At 56.0% G+C, this 16,018-nt stretch carries 14 protein-coding genes and 1 pseudogene; 2 read left to right on the forward strand and 13 right to left on the reverse strand.

Going from position 1 to position 16,018, the window contains the following annotated elements:
- Positions 1-61: 61 nt before the first annotated feature.
- A complete protein-coding gene (locus BXA01_RS01225; protein ID WP_076567592.1) occupies positions 62-418 on the reverse strand; it encodes a DUF2834 domain-containing protein in 357 nt (118 codons plus the stop codon).
- Between the two features lie 250 nt (positions 419-668).
- Between BXA01_RS01225 and ilvA the strand changes: the two are divergent.
- Positions 669-1,658: pseudogene (ilvA, locus tag BXA01_RS01230) on the forward strand (threonine ammonia-lyase, biosynthetic); the annotation flags it as partial.
- Positions 1,659-1,688: 30 nt separating this feature from the next.
- Here the strand turns inward: ilvA and BXA01_RS01235 are convergent.
- Complete coding sequence (locus BXA01_RS01235; RefSeq protein ID WP_076562703.1) at positions 1,689-1,994, reverse strand: NIPSNAP family protein; 306 nt, start codon at positions 1,992-1,994, stop codon at positions 1,689-1,691.
- 14 nt (positions 1,995-2,008) lie between these two features.
- Complete coding sequence (eco, locus tag BXA01_RS01240) at positions 2,009-2,494, reverse strand: serine protease inhibitor ecotin (protein WP_076562705.1); 486 nt, start codon at positions 2,492-2,494, stop codon at positions 2,009-2,011.
- Between the two features lie 369 nt (positions 2,495-2,863).
- On the opposite strand from eco, the gene BXA01_RS01245 reads away from it, so the two are divergent.
- Positions 2,864-3,133: a DUF1652 domain-containing protein gene (locus tag BXA01_RS01245; protein ID WP_016774885.1), complete on the forward strand. Its 270-nt coding sequence runs from the start codon at positions 2,864-2,866 to the stop codon at positions 3,131-3,133.
- Here BXA01_RS01245 and BXA01_RS01250 read toward each other — a convergent pair.
- From BXA01_RS01250 to xylB, 10 genes are all read right to left on the reverse strand, one after another.
- Positions 3,130-3,528, reverse strand: a complete 399-nt coding sequence (locus BXA01_RS01250; protein WP_076562707.1) for a hypothetical protein — start codon at positions 3,526-3,528, stop codon at positions 3,130-3,132. The two genes, BXA01_RS01245 and BXA01_RS01250, sit on opposite strands and share 4 nt — an antisense overlap.
- A gap of 90 nt (positions 3,529-3,618) precedes the next feature.
- Positions 3,619-3,888, reverse strand: coding sequence for a DUF2790 domain-containing protein (locus tag BXA01_RS01255; protein ID WP_076562709.1), 270 nt, complete (start codon positions 3,886-3,888; stop codon positions 3,619-3,621).
- A 268-nt stretch (positions 3,889-4,156) separates the two neighbouring features.
- Positions 4,157-5,293: a tetratricopeptide repeat protein gene (locus BXA01_RS01260; RefSeq protein WP_231991004.1), complete on the reverse strand. Its 1,137-nt coding sequence runs from the start codon at positions 5,291-5,293 to the stop codon at positions 4,157-4,159.
- 6 nt (positions 5,294-5,299) lie between these two features.
- On the reverse strand, positions 5,300-6,274 hold the full coding sequence (locus tag BXA01_RS01265; RefSeq protein WP_083957527.1) for a tetratricopeptide repeat protein: 975 nt from the start codon (positions 6,272-6,274) through the stop codon (positions 5,300-5,302).
- Between the two features lie 5 nt (positions 6,275-6,279).
- Positions 6,280-9,588, reverse strand: a complete 3,309-nt coding sequence (locus BXA01_RS01270; RefSeq protein WP_076562711.1) for a hypothetical protein — start codon at positions 9,586-9,588, stop codon at positions 6,280-6,282.
- Between the two features lie 33 nt (positions 9,589-9,621).
- Complete coding sequence (locus tag BXA01_RS01275) at positions 9,622-10,488, reverse strand: DUF4123 domain-containing protein (protein WP_076562713.1); 867 nt, start codon at positions 10,486-10,488, stop codon at positions 9,622-9,624.
- Entirely contained in the window at positions 10,479-12,533 is a 2,055-nt protein-coding gene (locus tag BXA01_RS01280) for a type VI secretion system Vgr family protein (RefSeq protein WP_076562715.1), read from the reverse strand. Before BXA01_RS01280 ends, BXA01_RS01275 begins: the two co-directional genes overlap by 10 nt.
- Before the next feature lie 275 nt (positions 12,534-12,808).
- Positions 12,809-13,429, reverse strand: a complete 621-nt coding sequence (locus BXA01_RS01285; RefSeq protein ID WP_076562717.1) for a transglycosylase SLT domain-containing protein — start codon at positions 13,427-13,429, stop codon at positions 12,809-12,811.
- Positions 13,430-13,473: 44 nt separating this feature from the next.
- A complete protein-coding gene (locus BXA01_RS01290) occupies positions 13,474-14,412 on the reverse strand; it encodes a carbohydrate kinase family protein (protein ID WP_076562719.1) in 939 nt (312 codons plus the stop codon).
- Between the two features lie 13 nt (positions 14,413-14,425).
- Positions 14,426-15,922, reverse strand: a complete 1,497-nt coding sequence (gene xylB / locus BXA01_RS01295) for a xylulokinase (protein ID WP_076562721.1) — start codon at positions 15,920-15,922, stop codon at positions 14,426-14,428.
- Positions 15,923-16,018 lie beyond the last annotated feature (96 nt).

Raw genomic sequence — 16,018 nt, forward strand, 5'->3', positions numbered from 1 at the left:
AAACTCCACTTTTATCAGCTTGGGGAAGTTGTTGTTCTCCTTTGCAGTGACTGTTCAGTTCTCAGGAAGATTCAAAATTGTGAGGCTGGGCCGACGGCGCAGCGGCCGAATTACGCTGCTCCTGAATTCCGCGAATCACCAGATATAACAGCGGCCCCACTGAAACGAACACTGTGGTCAGCAGCAAATAAGGCACTATTGACCAGACGGAGCGTCCCCGAGACCGCGCGTCCTTGACCATCCATACACCGGCCAGTGTCGCCAGCAGGTACAGATCGATGACTACCTGCGCGGTGTCTGGTCGTGACATGAGGCTGATGCCGAAGTCGATCAGTGACTGTTCAGCCTGGAGCATTACCGAAACTGTGTACCCACTGAACGCGAGCAAAGCGGTGAGAGGCAGGGCGATGGACATCATGCTTTCCTTCCTTGGTGTGATGAGCAGAATTGCCAGCCTACCGGCGCGACGCACAATTGACCATTGACTTGTCATCCGCCGGCAGGCTAATTTCCAGCCCATGACTTTCACCGTATCGCGCTGCCAGCCAAGCATTATTACCGCCATTCCTCATTTGGCGGGCTAGCTCACGACTGCAGCACCCAACCCGCCCTAGAGGCGGGTTTTTACTTTCTGTCTCCGGGGTTCTGATAAATGTCAGGAGACGACCATGCCGCACAGCCCCGACCAGCAATCCCTGCTTGAGCATTACGTGAAAAAGATCCTGGCCGCGCCGGTGTACGACATTGCGGTGCGCACGCCGTTGCAGCCTGCGCCGGCATTGTCGCAAGCATTGGGCAATCGGGTCCTGCTCAAGCGCGAAGATCTGCAACCGACGTTCTCTTTCAAGATCCGTGGTGCTTACAACAAACTCGTGCAACTGAGCGATGAGCAGCGAGCGCAGGGAGTGATCACTGCGTCGGCGGGTAATCACGCGCAGGGTGTAGCGCTGGCAGCGCGGGAGTTGGGCGTCGCCGCGACGATCGTCATGCCGTCTACCACCCCTGAGCTCAAAGTGCTCGGCGTGCGCAGTCGCGGTGCCGAAGCATTGCTGCACGGTGATAGTTTCCCCTTTGCGTTGGCCCATGCGCTGCACTTGGCCGAACAGACCGGATGCACGTTTGTTTCACCGTTCGATGATCCTGACGTGATCGCCGGACAAGGCACCGTGGCTATGGAAATCCTGCGCCAGCATCAAGGCACGCTGGACGCGATCTTCATCCCGGTAGGGGGCGGAGGCTTGATCGCCGGTATCGCGGCCTACGTCAAATACCTGCGACCGGAGGTGCGGATCGTCGGCGTCGAGTCCGAACATTCGGCCTGTCTACAAGCCGCTTTGCGCGCGGACGAACGGGTGGTTCTACCAAGCGTCGGTACCTTTGCCGATGGCGTTGCGGTTGCGCAGATCGGCGCGTACGGCTTTGAGGTGTGCCGCTTCTGCGTAGATGAGGTGATAACGGTCAGCAATGACGAGCTCTGCGCCGCGATCAAGAATATCTACGACGATACCCGTTCGATCACTGAACCTTCAGGTGCGCTGGCTGTTGCGGGGATCAAGCAGTACGTGGCGCGCAGTGGGGTTCGCGATCAGACATTCGTCGCCATCGACTCCGGGGCCAACATCAACTTCGACAGCCTGCGCCATGTCGCCGAGCGCGCCGCTGCTTGCGGCGTGCCGGCGTGATGTTGATCAGGGCAGCAGCGGGCGCAGAAACGTGCGCTCGTAACTGACGATGAATTTCTTCTCGACCAGGTCGGCCACCAGTGCGGTGCTTTCCGAATCGGTCATTGCAATATGTCGATAGCTTTCGTAATCGGCCAGCGACGGGAAACTGAACAGGCAATAAGCAATGTTGCTCGCGCCCTCCGAGGGGAGGAAGTAGCCGTGATGGGTGCCGCCCAAGCGCTCAACGATGTCGAGCCACGCTTTGGCATAGGCTTCGAAAGCGGGTAACTGGTAAGGATCGATCACATATCTGACGTGGCAAGTAATCAAGGGCTGGGCTCCGGTTATTCCTGCAGGGCGGTGCCGACTTTGTCCGACGCCGACCAGATGCGATAGCGCACTTCGACGTCCGAAGGCGCGTACACCACGACTGGCAGCTTGCTGTTGTAGCGCAACATGAAGCCATCACCGACGACCGGAACGAACGCGCGCTTTTTCTTGCTGCCAGGCGGGCAGGCCATCATCGTGCTCATCGGGCCGATGACCTTTTCCAGGCGATAGAACGGATAGCCCCAGCCTTGCAGATTCTTTTCATCGAGCACACCGCCCAGACGCTGGCGATTGCAATCCACTTCGAGGGTTCTGCCGGCGAGAATTTCAACCTGGAAATTCTCTTCCTGCTCTTGCTTGGGCAGATGGATGACTTGTCGGGTAAACCCGGCTTCGGCCTTGGGATACGGCGCGACGTCTTCGAGCTTGGCGGCGTGGGCGAGGGTGGAAAGGTTGGCGATCAACAGGCCGGTGATCGCGCAAACGCTTAAGGAATTCATGGAGGCCTCCGTGCGGGTTGAATTGCAATGGGAGACATTCTTGCCGTCAAAGTCTTCGAAAGCAAATTTGCCCGGAGATTGCAGATTGCAGGGGACGGGTGGTCCATTCATGCAATTTGCAAATAGCAGGATACTGGCCACATTTCCAAGTGCTTGATTTTGAAGGGAGCAAAACGAACCGATCAAAGGCACGTTTTATGCGTTCTTTTGGTGAGGCGCACCGGATTTGGGCGCCTACACTCCAATGGGCATTTCGCAGTACCACCACTTGCTGCACCAAGGAAACAGCGGGGGCACACCCGTGAAGGCGCAGCAAAGGGTCAGCGTGAATACTTGATTGGCAATCGCACAGAAAGGAGAGGGTTCGCCATGTTTTTATCTGCCTTGGAATTACGCAATATCATTGAAAGCAGCTTCTTGCCGAAACGCTGCCAGTGCACGCTGTCACCCGACTTGTCGATGTCCGTCAAAGTGTTTGGCGACCATCGGACCGACCAAGCCGATCTCTACGTCAGTGGAATCGACGCCAGCCGCCTGAACAGCTGCCGTGAAATCAACAACCTGGTCGCTGGTCTGCGTTCCGACCTCGCGCAACAAACCACGACACATCAAACCAGCGCTCGTTCTCGAGCCGTTTAACCCACCGTTTCACCCAGTTCGACCGTCACGCGCCGGGCCTGCACGAAACCCAGGCCCAGCGCGAACTCGACCAGCACCGCGAGCAAGATCCCGGGGCCGGCATGACCATTGAGCCATTCGCCAAAACCCAACGCCGCCAAACCGAAACAGCCGACGATAAAACCATTGCTCAGTGCACTGCGTGCCACTGACGGCGGAGCATTGCGCAGCAAACAAAACATCACCGCCAACGCCGCAAACAGCACCGCGCTGCGCCTTGCGACTACGCCAGTGCCTTCCGAATAGCCAATACTCCAGATCGCCAGCAACACCTCTGGAAAAAATCCCCAGACCAGCGCCAGCAGAAAACACAGGATTGAAGTGAAGCTCGACAACGTGCGGAACGACAACTGCATGGCCAATCCTTGCGGCAGTAGGGAAGGCCCCGAGCATACCCGCCGAAACCACCCCACGCCTATGGCCAACCGGAAAATCAGAAGCGTCTGTCAGTTCTGTTGACTGCAAGCGTCAGATAATTTCCTGTAGCTGATTTGTGCGGGCTTGCCGGTGTTGTCGATGTATTTCATGTCGGCGGTGATGACTTTGCATTCCGAGGTCGGCGGCTCGGTTAGCGAAAGCACCTTTGCCACGTGTAGTGGCATGCCGTATTGGTAGGATGTTTGATTCGATGTGGCGGAGGTGTCGTTGGCTTGGGCCAGTGCGGCGTATGAGCAGCAGGCGAGGGTGGCGGTGAGCAGGAAGGGACGAATGTTCATGAGAGGACTCCAGCGTAACGGATAGGCGCCCGGCACGAAGCCGGACGAGCCTGCCGTGGGCGTCAGCGGGGGAGGGCTGAGGCTGTGCGGTGATATGGAGTCTCTGACTGTGGCGTTAAGGCCGAGTTAACCGATGTGAACATGAGCTGAGTTATTTACGGTTGCTTTTCCCTTGTCTCGGGCATTTTGTCGTTTGCGATATGAATCATTAGGGTACGGGCTTTGACGTGCTTGAAAAAAATTAATGATAAGGCTGTACTGCTAAATTTCAGTACCCTAACTTATCTGGAAAAAACGAGAGCGGTGGGTGAGTGGCCTTCCACGTTTTTGCGAGTTCTTTTGCTTTTTCTAGTTGCTCTTTTGACAGCTTTTTTTCTACTTCCGGCAATACGTCGTTAACGTTGTTTATTACGTTTCCACCACCATCAAGCTCCAGTAGATTCGACAATAGTGCGTATGACTTTACCGGGTCTGATTCGAATCCGTATTTTGGTTCAGCTTCGCCAATATATGACGCGTAACCAAAAACTGCAGATGCATAGCCTGAGGCTGCAGCTTTTTCATTCCATTTTCTAAATGATGACAAATCGGCTTTTTCAATCCTGGTAGCGGCAAATCCCATCATGGCTGGTGGATAACCATTCTCTGCAGCGGCTTTCATCCATTTTTCGATTTCATCTGATCTGCTAGAGGGTAGTAGGAACATGCCTCCCCCCTCTTGATACTTGGTCGCTAAACGAAATTGCGCTAATGCAAAACCTTTTTCTGCGGACTTTTCAAGCCATTCATCGTTTCCTGTTATCTCCCATAGTAGGTACATCGACTCAGCGTCACCATGAGATGCCTGATCTGTAGCAAGGGTTTTGGCTTTGTTCATCCAATCTTTAGGCGATTGCTCAGAGTAAGAACAATTATTCATAGTTACGCACAAATCTTGATCCGCGCCGCCGAGCCGAATCATAGAATAAATATTGCCTTTCTTTGCTGACTCCTCGTAAGCCTTTTGCGCTTCTTGGGTCATATATCTGTTGTTTTTTCTTATTGATTCTCCTAGATAGTAAAGTGCTTCATCATCACCGCCTTCGGCTGCTATTTGTAATGTTTCAGTTGCGGAGATGGCCTTGTTTTGATTGTATAGTTCAATGCCCTTGATTTTTGCCTGAGACTGTTCGTTCGTAAGCGCCAGTGACTGGGGCGACGCTAACGTTAATAAAATAAGCGTAGTGGTGATCACTTTTGGTAGTGTAAATGCTAAGTTGTTTCTCGGTTGCAGTTGTTTAGCTGGTATATCGGTCTTTGTGAAACTTTTGAAAACGATACGGCAGAGCGCGAACGACAAGGCTGTCGATTGTTCTAATTCGGGAAGATTAGCCTCGTACCGGTTATTTCTTGCATTCTGCTTCATTACTAATTAAAAACCTAATTTCCTTGGAAAGAAAGAAAGGGGCGGGTGGGTGGCCTTCCACTCAATTGCATATTTTTCCGCTTCCTCAATCTGGTTCGATGTCATTTTTGCAGCAATTTTAGGAAGCTTCCCTTCCACATAGACTTGAACGTTTCCACCGCCATCCAATTCTTTAAGCAAAGAGACCAGTGCGTAGCCCTTGATCAAATCGACGGGGTAGCCAACTTTGTCGGGCGTGTGGGAAAGATATGCACCATAGGTTGCGACAGCATTTTGATAACCGGTTTTCGCCGCTTCTTCCCACCAATGCCGAACACCTGCCAGATCATTTCGCTGGGAAAGAATCGAAATATATTCGATCATTGCAGGAGGGTAACCTCCTTCCGAAGCAGCCTTTAGCAACTCCTCCTCGGCACTCTTTCTTTTCCAAGGTAGCAAAAATGTGCCTTCCCCCTCGGCGTAACGATTAGCGAGCAACCACTGTGACGGCGCATATCCAGCCGCTGCTGATTTCTGCAACCAATCCAACTCTGCAGTCGCGTTGTAAAGCACAGCCATCGCTTCGCCGTCGCCACCCAAAGCGCGAGGCGTAGCAGTTTTTATCAATAAATCTAGCCAGTCACTTGGTTTTTTACTACTAGCAGGACATTGGTTGACAACCGAGCACAGGTCTTCCGATACGGTGGCGAGTTTAAACATCGCATAATAATCACCCTGTGATGCTGATGCCTCGTACCATTTTTGCGCTTCGACAGTCATTCCTTGTTTTTTTTGACGAAGCTCGTCAGCTAAATAGAATTGTGCTTCCGCATCGCCCGCTTCGGCTGCTATGCGAAGTTCCAGTTCTGCTGGTTTGTATTGATTGAAAAGCATTATCCCACGAGTTTTTGCGGCCAGCTGAGTTGGTGTAAGCTCGGCAAGTACATTGTTTGATAAGAGGGTTGCAATTGCGGTTGCTATATATATAAATGTGCGCGACATTTTTTCTATCCCTTGATGTATTTAGCTGGAGGGACATATTTTGCTTTTCCGCCAGGAACAAAAGTTTGTCCGTAGTATCGGGTTCTGTGACAAAAGCCATCTAGGTTCGCGCCTAAAAGGTTCACGTGCGCTTTATACCGGGCACGCATTTCGTCGTTCGCATCGTCGTGCAGTCGCAGAATTGCTTCTGACATGAAATTGTCCATATGCAGTCGATTCTCGCAATATAGCTGTTCTGCTTCGTCTGCGGCTTTGGTTCCGAACCGATTCATGCTCATGCATGCTTCTTCAAATTGTGCTTGGGCAAGGGTTATTGTTCCTTGCTTTTCCGCTTGGCGGACAATCAATCCTAGTATGCGCTCAACAGCCTGCTGCTGAAGCAGTTGACACTGGTCCTTTGTATAAGACTTTTCTGTGGCTTTAGAGCTTGCACTAGGCGCTCCATATTCCGAAATCTTGAATTTCTCCGGCGCGGAAATCAATGTCATCAACATTGGGCCAAGCGCACCTGGAGTCGCTGCCAAGATCCATTGGTCTAACTCAGCTTGATTATGATAATTCATAATCGTATGAGCGATAATTGCTCCTCTGCCGCCCCCGGTTAACGCCTCATATAACGACATCACCATATCAACGCCTTGCATGTAAGTCATCGCCACTTCCATCCCGGCAGCGCCAAGAAAGTTTAGTTTGTCGATGTAGTCGGCGGCTTCGTCCGTCACAAAAATTAGCGATTTATCCTGATTTTTATGCATTTCCCGTCGCAGCAAGTTAATCAAGTCAGTAACACCGTCATAGCCTACTTCAAATTGAAATTCGCCGCCGACGCCAGCGCCGACGATGACGGAAGCCTTGAACCGCATGATGAAGCGGCCTTCATGCAAGGAGATCCCAATATCTGCCGTAGTACCCAGCCCATACGCGGCAGTAAAGCCTGCTGTGAGTCTGGCCAGGCTCGCCCATTGGCTAGCTTTCGCGTTGTTGACGGTGTTCGCCATGCCGGGCGAAGGGGCGGTGCGCAACACAGCGATATCTTTCGGCGGAGCCCAGTTCAAGGCGCCTGTCAGCAGAATCCCAGCCTGAACTCCTGCAAAGAGATTGAATTGGGCTTTAGCCCCATCTTCAACCCGTACTTTCGCGGCGTCGCCCGCCAGAACAGGTTCGCTTCTAGTTGTAGTTGCTACGGCATTGGTGGTCTCCGGACGTTTTGCATCGGTGATTTCCGGAAGATTGAGGCCGCCTTGTACGTTTGCACGTCCCAACTGCACGCTGGAGGAGAGGAGGAGGGTAGCGCCTGTGTAGCCCCACGCTCTAGCGCCCAAATGGATCGAAAACCTGCCGAGATTCAGGTTTTTGCGGTTTTTCTCGTAATCCAGGTACGGGATCAGGATGTCTTTTGCTTGATCTTTACCCGGCAGATCCATCTTCATCAACTCAACTTCACCGCGTGCCAAGTCAATCCCAAGGCTGGCTTCGGCTTTGGCAGAGGCCTTGAAGTTATCGGTGACGCTGAAGCTCGGACCAGTGATCTTGGTTCCAGTGTGGATGGAGGACTGTGGTGGCGTGAGGCAACGAACCAATTGTGCTTGAGGACTGTTATCGAACAGGCGCAACGAACTTCGAACTTCTTCTTTGAACAGCAGCTGCCGAAGGCGCAGCCCCCAGTCTTTGCGGGCGCCTGCGTCCTCAATAGTATCCACTGTCAGTTTTTTCGACTTGAGATAGGAATGGAAGAGTTCTACATCGAACCAGCCTTTTTCATCGAACCAGTTGCTTTCCTGATCCTTGATGGCCATCGCGCCTTCGAGGCGTAGCCATTCATGGAAAGGGTTATCGTCTGTGTCAGTTTGCGCTTTCCCATTGCTGTTGCCGGGAAGTTTCTGCAGGTCTTTGCTTGCAGTAGCACCGAGCGCGCTTACGTCTTTTTTCAAGGCTTTTTCAATGCCTTCCAGATTAAGCAGACTCAAATGCTTGACCGGACTGTTGGGGCTATTGAAAAGCGCCACTTCGCGCAACGGAAAGCCAGCCTTGACCAGGCGCTCTTCCGGTTTCGGCTGAAATTGCTCTGGCTCCCACAACAGATGGCGCAGTGGTAGGGCTGCGGCTACAGCGGCTTCTGCATCATCGCGAAGCTTCATGCGATCTTGTTGAATGCGCTGCCACTCGGTTTTTTCAGCCTGCACGATGCCCGCTGGTGCCGCTACGTTTTGGCCGCTGGCGTCAATCCAGGCTTTGTATTTGGTGCGGATTTGTTCAGCCAGTTTGACCTGCCGCTGTTCCATCTCGAGATATGATTTGAATTTCTCGATACCTGCGCTGATTTCGCCTGTGTCAGGAATGAGGGCAAACTCAGGAAGTGCCAAGCCATAGTCGGCGACTTTCAAAATCGAATCGATATAGGCAGCAAAGTCTTTTTCGATTTTTTTGCGTTCGTTGGCCACATCGTTCAAATAACCGCACATCCGGGCCTTGCCATCGATCACACAGTTTGTGGCGTCCAGATACGCCTTCTTGTTCTTCTTGAAATCTTCTTCTTTGAGAGTAGTCAGCTTGCCGCTGGCTGTGAGTGCCGCACGGGCTTTCAGATAGGTCTGAACACGAGTTCTAGCCTCAAGAGCACCGGGCGAAAACAGGTTGCCACTTTCATAGATATAGCCAGCTATCTTGGCTTGCTCTATTGCTACAGCCTTCAGCTTCTTCCACTCGTTGTAGAGTCGTTGCAGCTTTTGCCCCTCGGAGTTGGCCTCAAGCAGGCTAGCCTGTTGCTGACCGGCCAGTGCCCGGTTCCGTGCGTACTCACTCTGATCCGGCAACTTCTCCAGCGCCGCTGAATTTCGGGCGTCACGGCTCACGGCTTTCAAGCGCATGGCCATGGTTGGCTGCGCAATATCCGGCTCCTGAGCTTCGATTTCCAGCATTCGGCTTTTCTGTTCACCTTGCAGGAAGTTTGACAACTTGGGTTCGAGGAAGTACTCGAGCAACCCCGCGGTGTTCATCCCCTTTAAACGTTCCTCAGGAGACTTGCTTGCGCTGATATGTTGCTCAAGTTCATTCATCGCTTCTTTGATCGAGCTTGCAGCGCGTTCAGGCAGCAGATAGAACATTCTTTCCTTGGTTGCGTAGATCACCTCGCCATAACTTGTCGAGCAAGCCGTTTCCACTTTGTCGAACGCGTTGGGGCAACTGGCAGGCATTACAGGCTGAGGATCAAGCTCCAAGGCAGGTTTCGTTTCAACCGGTGTCGACGGGGCTGAGGCAGTTGCCGCAGAGCTGTCGCGATCTACCTTTGTTGCTTCTGAGATTTCAGTATCCATTTCGCTTCCATTCATTCTTAACGGACGGGTTCATCAAGCAACGCTGGTGGTGAGTTGCTGCAGCTGCTGTACTTTGATGAACGACTCTTCCCTGGATTGCAGGATGGCCATTGCCTGTGGCTGTGTTTCAAGCAGTGGGCCATTTGTGATTGACCCCAGCTTCAGCAAGTGACGGCCTTCGTAAATATTGTGGGCAACCAGCACATTGAGGTTTGCCACAAGGTTGGGCAGATGCTCATCGCTCGGCTCGCCGTAATCTGCGTGATGTTCATCTGCCCAATAAACCCAACCCAAATGCTCTTGAACGTTCGCCGCGGATGGCGGCAGGCTGAACACTGAAGTATCGCCCAGCCATTCGACTTCCGAGACGGCGCGCCAACTGAGCCATGGACCTTCATTGCGCCCAAAATGAACCGGCGCTGGGCTGTATACGTGCTGCCAAGGGCCGAACAGCTGATGGGAGTTGTCGCCAGCGGTATAGGCCAGCGCGGCCCACAGGCTTGGCTTGTGGTAGCTCAGCAGGCTTTGTCCGCCAGAGCCATCATTAGCGCGCAAGAGCCAGCGCGCATGGGCGAGCGCTTTGTCAGAATCAGCTGTGGTAATGGCAATGCCAGAGAAATTTTCCTCGCACAGCTTTGCTGCCTCAGCCGCAAGGCGACTGCCCCACGGCGCGGTGATCCAGAGCGGACCGTCAGCGGCGATCTCAGCGAAGGCGGTTTTGAGGAACAGGCCCTGTGCATCTACCACCGGTTCGCCAACACGATAAAGGCGGCTCATCGCGTCAGGCTGTCGAACCGGGTCAATAATGAAACACACTGTTGATTCAGAGCTTTCTCTCGGTAAATCAACGAACCCATGGCGTGGAGCTTCGAGGAGTGCGCTGAGCGCTTTCACATGCATGTGCAATCCTTACGGCTGCAGGCGCCGTTGCTTTGCTTGCCGCACAACGGCGTTATTCCAGACTCATTCAGACGTTTGGGCAGCGGGACAGGGACTTTTCCCGCCTTATCCGCATCCACAACCTTCATCGGCCCCGGCAACAACGGCGCCGCCGGCGTGCCCACCCCGGGCGAGCCGCCGGTATTGACCTTCACCTCAGCGCCGCTGATGGTCACGCCACCCGCATCGACCTTGACGAAGCTGCCGCCAGCCTTGGCGGTCAGTTCCATGGCGCCTTCGACCACGACTCTCTGGCCGGCGTAATAATGGATTTCGTTGCCGGCCTCAACAAACTGCCCAGTCCCAACCTTCACATGCTGCGTCACACCCACTGTCAGGTGATCATCCGCGCGCATCTCGCTGATGCGGTCCAGGTGGGTGATCCGGTGTTCTTCAACCTTGAACTCGCTAAGCACATTGGCTTCAACATTGTCATGCCGTTCGTTGCCGACGCGGATCTTCTGGTCGTGTTCGATGTTTTCGTCCCAGTCGCGCTGGGCGTGGATGTAGATCTGTTCGGCGCCTTTCTTGTCTTCGATGCGGAATTCGTTGTAACCCTTGCCGCCCGGGGAGCTGAGGGTTTTGAAGGTGCTGCGGGTCTTGTTGGCGGGCAGGTCGTAGGGGACGACGTTTTCCTTGTGGTACAGGCAGCCGGTGACGAGGGGCTGGTCAGGGTCGCCTTCGAGGAAGGTGACGAGGACTTCCATGCCGATGCGCGGGATGGCAATGCCGCCGTAGGCGCTGCCTGCCCAGCCGCTGGCGACGCGAATCCAGCAGGTGGTTTTATCGTCGGACTGGCCGTCGCGGTCCCAGTGGAATTGCACCTTGATGCGGCCGTACTGGTCGCAGTGAATCTCTTCACCGGCAGGACCCGTGACGACGGCTGTCTGGCTGCCGAGGACTTTCGGTTTCGGATGTTCGAGGGCAGGGCGGTAGTGCGCGTCCCACGGGGTGGCGAGGAAGCTGTTGCGGTAGCCCTGGTGGAAATCGCTCTTGTTATCGGTGACGTCGCTGGTGACGTTTTCGCCGAGCACTTGCGGTTGCTTGCCTTCGTGGAAGACTTCCAGCAGCAGCCACAGGTCGTTCCATTCGGCGCGCGGGTGTTCGGCGAGCGTGAGGAAATGGCCGCTGGTGAGGGTCGGTTCGTCACTTTTGCCTTCGGCCAGTTTGTAGTCGCTGCGATGGCGTTCCAGCGCGCGGGTTGAGAGGAACTTGCCGCGCTCGCGGGTGGTGAAGCGGCCGGGGTAATCGTAGTCTTCCAGATCCGGGGCGAATTCGGATTTGACCGCGCCTTCGGGCAGCAGCTTGGGTTTTTCGAAATCGTAGTCGCGGCGGCTGACGCGGGTGGTGCGGGTTTCCAGGCGCAGGTTGAAGCGCTTGATCACCGGTTTCTCGGCCGCCATGCCGGAGTCCTGCTGGTAGCTGACCGGCTTCAGTTTGCGGAATACGGTCTGGTCGTCGCCGAACACCAGTTTGTGGCCGCTGCTGCTGTGCTGGAAGTGGAAGTGAATGCCTTCTTCTTCGCACAGGCGCTGGATGAAATGCAGGTCGGACTCGTCGTATTGCACGCAATACTCACGCTCCGGGTACTCGGCGCCGAGCTGGAAGCTGTAGGCGTCAGAGAGAATGCCGCGATCTTCCAACACCTGGGCGATGATTTTCGGCACCGTCAGTTGCTGGAAGATCTGCTGATCATGGTTGTGCTGCAGATAGGCCAGTTGCGGCATCAGGCTGATGCTGTAGCGGGTCAGGGTCTTGCCGGAGTCGCCCTGCTCGATGCGATAGACCTGGCCGTGAATCTTGCCTTCTCCGGTGGCGCCGAACGTCAGGCACGCGCGCTTGTGCAGCAGCTCTTCGAGCTTCAGGTCGGGGCGGGCGCTGACCAGTTCGAGGTCGAAACGGAACGGTTCGTTGAGGGCTTCGCGACCGCTGAAGCTGAGGACTTGCAGGTCGGCGTTGGCGTCTTCGATCGAGAGGGTGATGTGGGTTGCATTGGCGTCCAGCATGCCTTGAATTCCGTCCGTTGAATAAGCAGGTGATGGATGTTGCAGGATTAGACGGCCTCATTCAAGGCGCAAATGGCGTAGGTGTGGGGCCGTGATGCCATAGGGAAAACCCTTAGGAGGGCGGTTTGGGTCAGTGAAATCGGGCCTTTCATAGACTTTGATGGTGTTTGAGAGATTGCCATCGCGGGCAAGCCCGCTCCCACAGGTTTCTCGGGTGTACACAAAATCGGCGTTCACTAAGGTTCTGTGGGAGCGAGCCTGCTCGCGAAGGGCTTCTACAACCAATGCCAGAACCGGCTCCAGAACCCGCGATTGAGGTCTTCCTTGCAGCCGGCATATTGCTGCGCATACAGATCCGAGCGGTTCTGCACCTTGCGCGCGGTCGGCGGTAGCCAGGCTTTGCTCGCGTAGGTCTTGTTGCGGAAGCCGCCCCAGCCTTCGTGGTAGTTCAGGTACTGGTTATAGGCGTCGTATTTGTACACACCGTTGATCGAGGTGGTCTTGTCCATGTACCAGCCGACGAAGTCGATGGCGTCGTCGAAGTCTTCACGATCGGCCCAGTTGCGACCGGTGCTTTTCTGGTAGTCGGCCCAGACTTCATCCTTGGCTTGCGCATAACCGGAAGCGGTCGAGACGCGGCCCCAAGGAATCACCCAGAGCAGGTATTTGCGAGGCGTCTTGGCGTCGTAGCGATAGCCGGATTCCTGATACATGATCGCGAACGGCACCTGGATCGGCACACCCCAGCGTTTCTGGGTGACTTGCGCGGCGTCGTACCAGTCGCTTTTCTCGCGGAAGATTGCGCAGATGTCTTCCGGCGAGCGGGGCGGCGAGGTGCCGCAACCGCTCAGCAGGGTGGCCAGGGTCAGAAGGGCGAGGGTGTGCCTGTGATTCAAGAGCTGTTTTCCGTCGTGCGCAAAAAGACCGACAGTCTACGCGCTCAGCTCAATTGATGACGATAGGGCAGATCCGGACCGGTTTTGCTGCAGGTCAGCGCGGCGGCTTGTACGGCAAATCTGAGCATGCCGTCGATTTGCTCTCGACTGAGCTGCTGCACGCCTTCGACCGAGTCCAGCGAGTGCTCCGTCAGCCAGGTGATCAGCGCGGCCTGGAAGGTGTCGCCGGCGCCTACCGTATCGGCGATCTGAATCTGATTGGCCGGTACCGACCACGAGCCATGGGCGCGACTGAACACCGTTGCGCCGTCGCCACCGCGCGTCAGGAATACGATCTGGCAGCGATGTTCGAGCCAGCCTTCAATCACGTTTTGCGGATCCTGCTCGGGATAGAGCAGGCTCAGATCCTCGTCGCTGACTTTGATCAGATCGGCCAGGCGCACCAGCGTGGCGATGCGCTCGCGCCATAGCTCGATGTTCGGCTCGGGATTGAGGCGCACGTTGGGATCGAGGCTGATCAGGCGTTTGCCGCTTTCGCGCTGAACCAGCTTAAGCAAAGTGTCGCCGATCGGCTGTACCACCAGCGAAAACGAGCCGATGTGCAGGCCGCGCACCTCGTCGCCAAGTGTTGGCAGATGCGCCTCGCTCAGTTGCCGGTCGGCACAGCCTTCGCCACGGAAGCTGTAGTGCGGCGAGCCATTGGCGCCTACCGCGACCATCGCCAGGGTGGTCGGCGCGGCAATATCCACCAGATAATCCGGGCGCACACCTTCGTCCTGCAGGACTTGCTGCAAACGCCGGCCGAGGTAGTCGGTGGACAGCCCACCGAAGAGCGCCGAGTCCACGCCCAAGCGGCGCAGTCCGACGGCGACGTTGAACGGCGAGCCGCCGGCAATCGCCTTGAAATTGACTTTCGAGGCCAGACCACTGGCATCGTTTTCGCTGAAGAAATCAAACAGGGCTTCGCCACACACCAGGTACATAGTTGTTTGCTCGTTATAGGGTTGCGACATGCTGTTGATAGCGTTCGTAGGCCTGCTGGAACGCCGCGACATTGGCGGCGATCGGCAGGGTTTCGCTGCCTGCGTCGAGTTTCACGCAGCGCTCGCACAGCTCGGCCAGGGACACATCATCGTCGTTCGAGCGCGACGCACACCAGGCCGCCTGAATCGCGGCACCCAGTGCGGCGGCTTCGCTTTGCTCGGTGCAGATCACCGGAGCGTTCATGATATCGGCGACGACCTGCCGCCACACCGCGCTCTTCGAGCCGCCGCCGATCAGGCAAATGCGCAGGCTTTGTAAACCATTCTGGCGGAGCAAATCCAGCCCGTAGCGCAAACCGAAGGTGGTGCCTTCGACAGCGGCGCGGCACAGATTGGCCTGGGTCAGGTTGTCCATGGTCAGGCCATGCAGGCTGCCGGTGGCGTGGGGCAGCGCGGGGACGCGCTCACCGTTGAGAAACGGCAACATGCTCACGCCTTCGGCACCGATCGGCGATTGCGCGACCAGTTGGTTGAAGGTCGGCAGATCGAGCTTGAACAGTTCGCGAATCGCACCGGTAGCGTTGGTCAAGTTCATGGTGCAGATCAACGGCAGCCAGCCGCCGCTGGAGGAACAGAACGTGGCAACCGAGGCATCGGCGCTGACGTTTGGCTCCTCCGAATAGGCGTAGACCGTGCCGGACGAACCGAGGCTCATGGTGATCGCGCCGGGCTGGATATTGCCTGTACCAATGGCGCCCATCATGTTGTCACCACCGCCGCTGGAAACCACCGCGTTGGGGTTGATGCCGAGTTGCTCGGCGATTGCCGGCAGGAGAGTGCCGACGGCGGCGTGCGCGTCGATCAGCTCCGGCAGCGCGGCTTGCAAACGGCCGCTGGCGTCGATGTCGCGCAGGATCTGCACATCCCACTGACGCGTGCGCACGTTGAAATAACCGGTGCCGGAGGCATCGCCGTATTCGCTGCAGGCGCGGCCGGTGAGCCAGTAATTGAGGTAGTCGTGGGGCAACAGAATCCGGGCGATGCGTGAGAACACATCGGGATGCTGCTCTTTGGTCCAGAGCAGTTTCGACACCGTGTAGCCCGGCGCGATGACCACGCCGAGGCGTTCCAGCGAGCCTTCCTCGCCGCCCAGTTGCGCGAGCAAGCGCTCGTTTTCCGGCGTGGTTTCGGTATCGCACCAGAGCTTGGCCGGGCGCAGCACTGCGCCTTGCTCATCGAGCAGGACCAGACCGTGTTGCTGGCCGGAGACGCCGACACCGAGGATCGCCTGGCCGTCGACATTGGCCGCTTGCAAGGCCTGGCGGGTGGCGCTGACGAATGCGTCGAGCCACTGCTGAACGTCTTGTTCGCGACGGCCGTTGGCGCCGCTGATCATCGTGTGCGGCGCCGCGCCCAGACCGAGCACCTGACCGCTGTCGGCATCGAGGATGATCGCTTTGGTGCCTTGGGTGCCGCAGTCGATACCCAGGAAGAGCTTTGTTGTTGTCATGAACACTCCACGGCTGCTCGTTCCCATGCTCTGCGTGGGAACGCCTCAATAGACGCTCTGCGTCCGCTTTTGATGGGACGCGGAGCGTCCCGGGCT

Origin of the sequence: Pseudomonas sp. B10, from assembly GCF_900156235.1 — a bacterium.
Lineage (GTDB): Bacteria > Pseudomonadota > Gammaproteobacteria > Pseudomonadales > Pseudomonadaceae > Aquipseudomonas > Aquipseudomonas siliginis.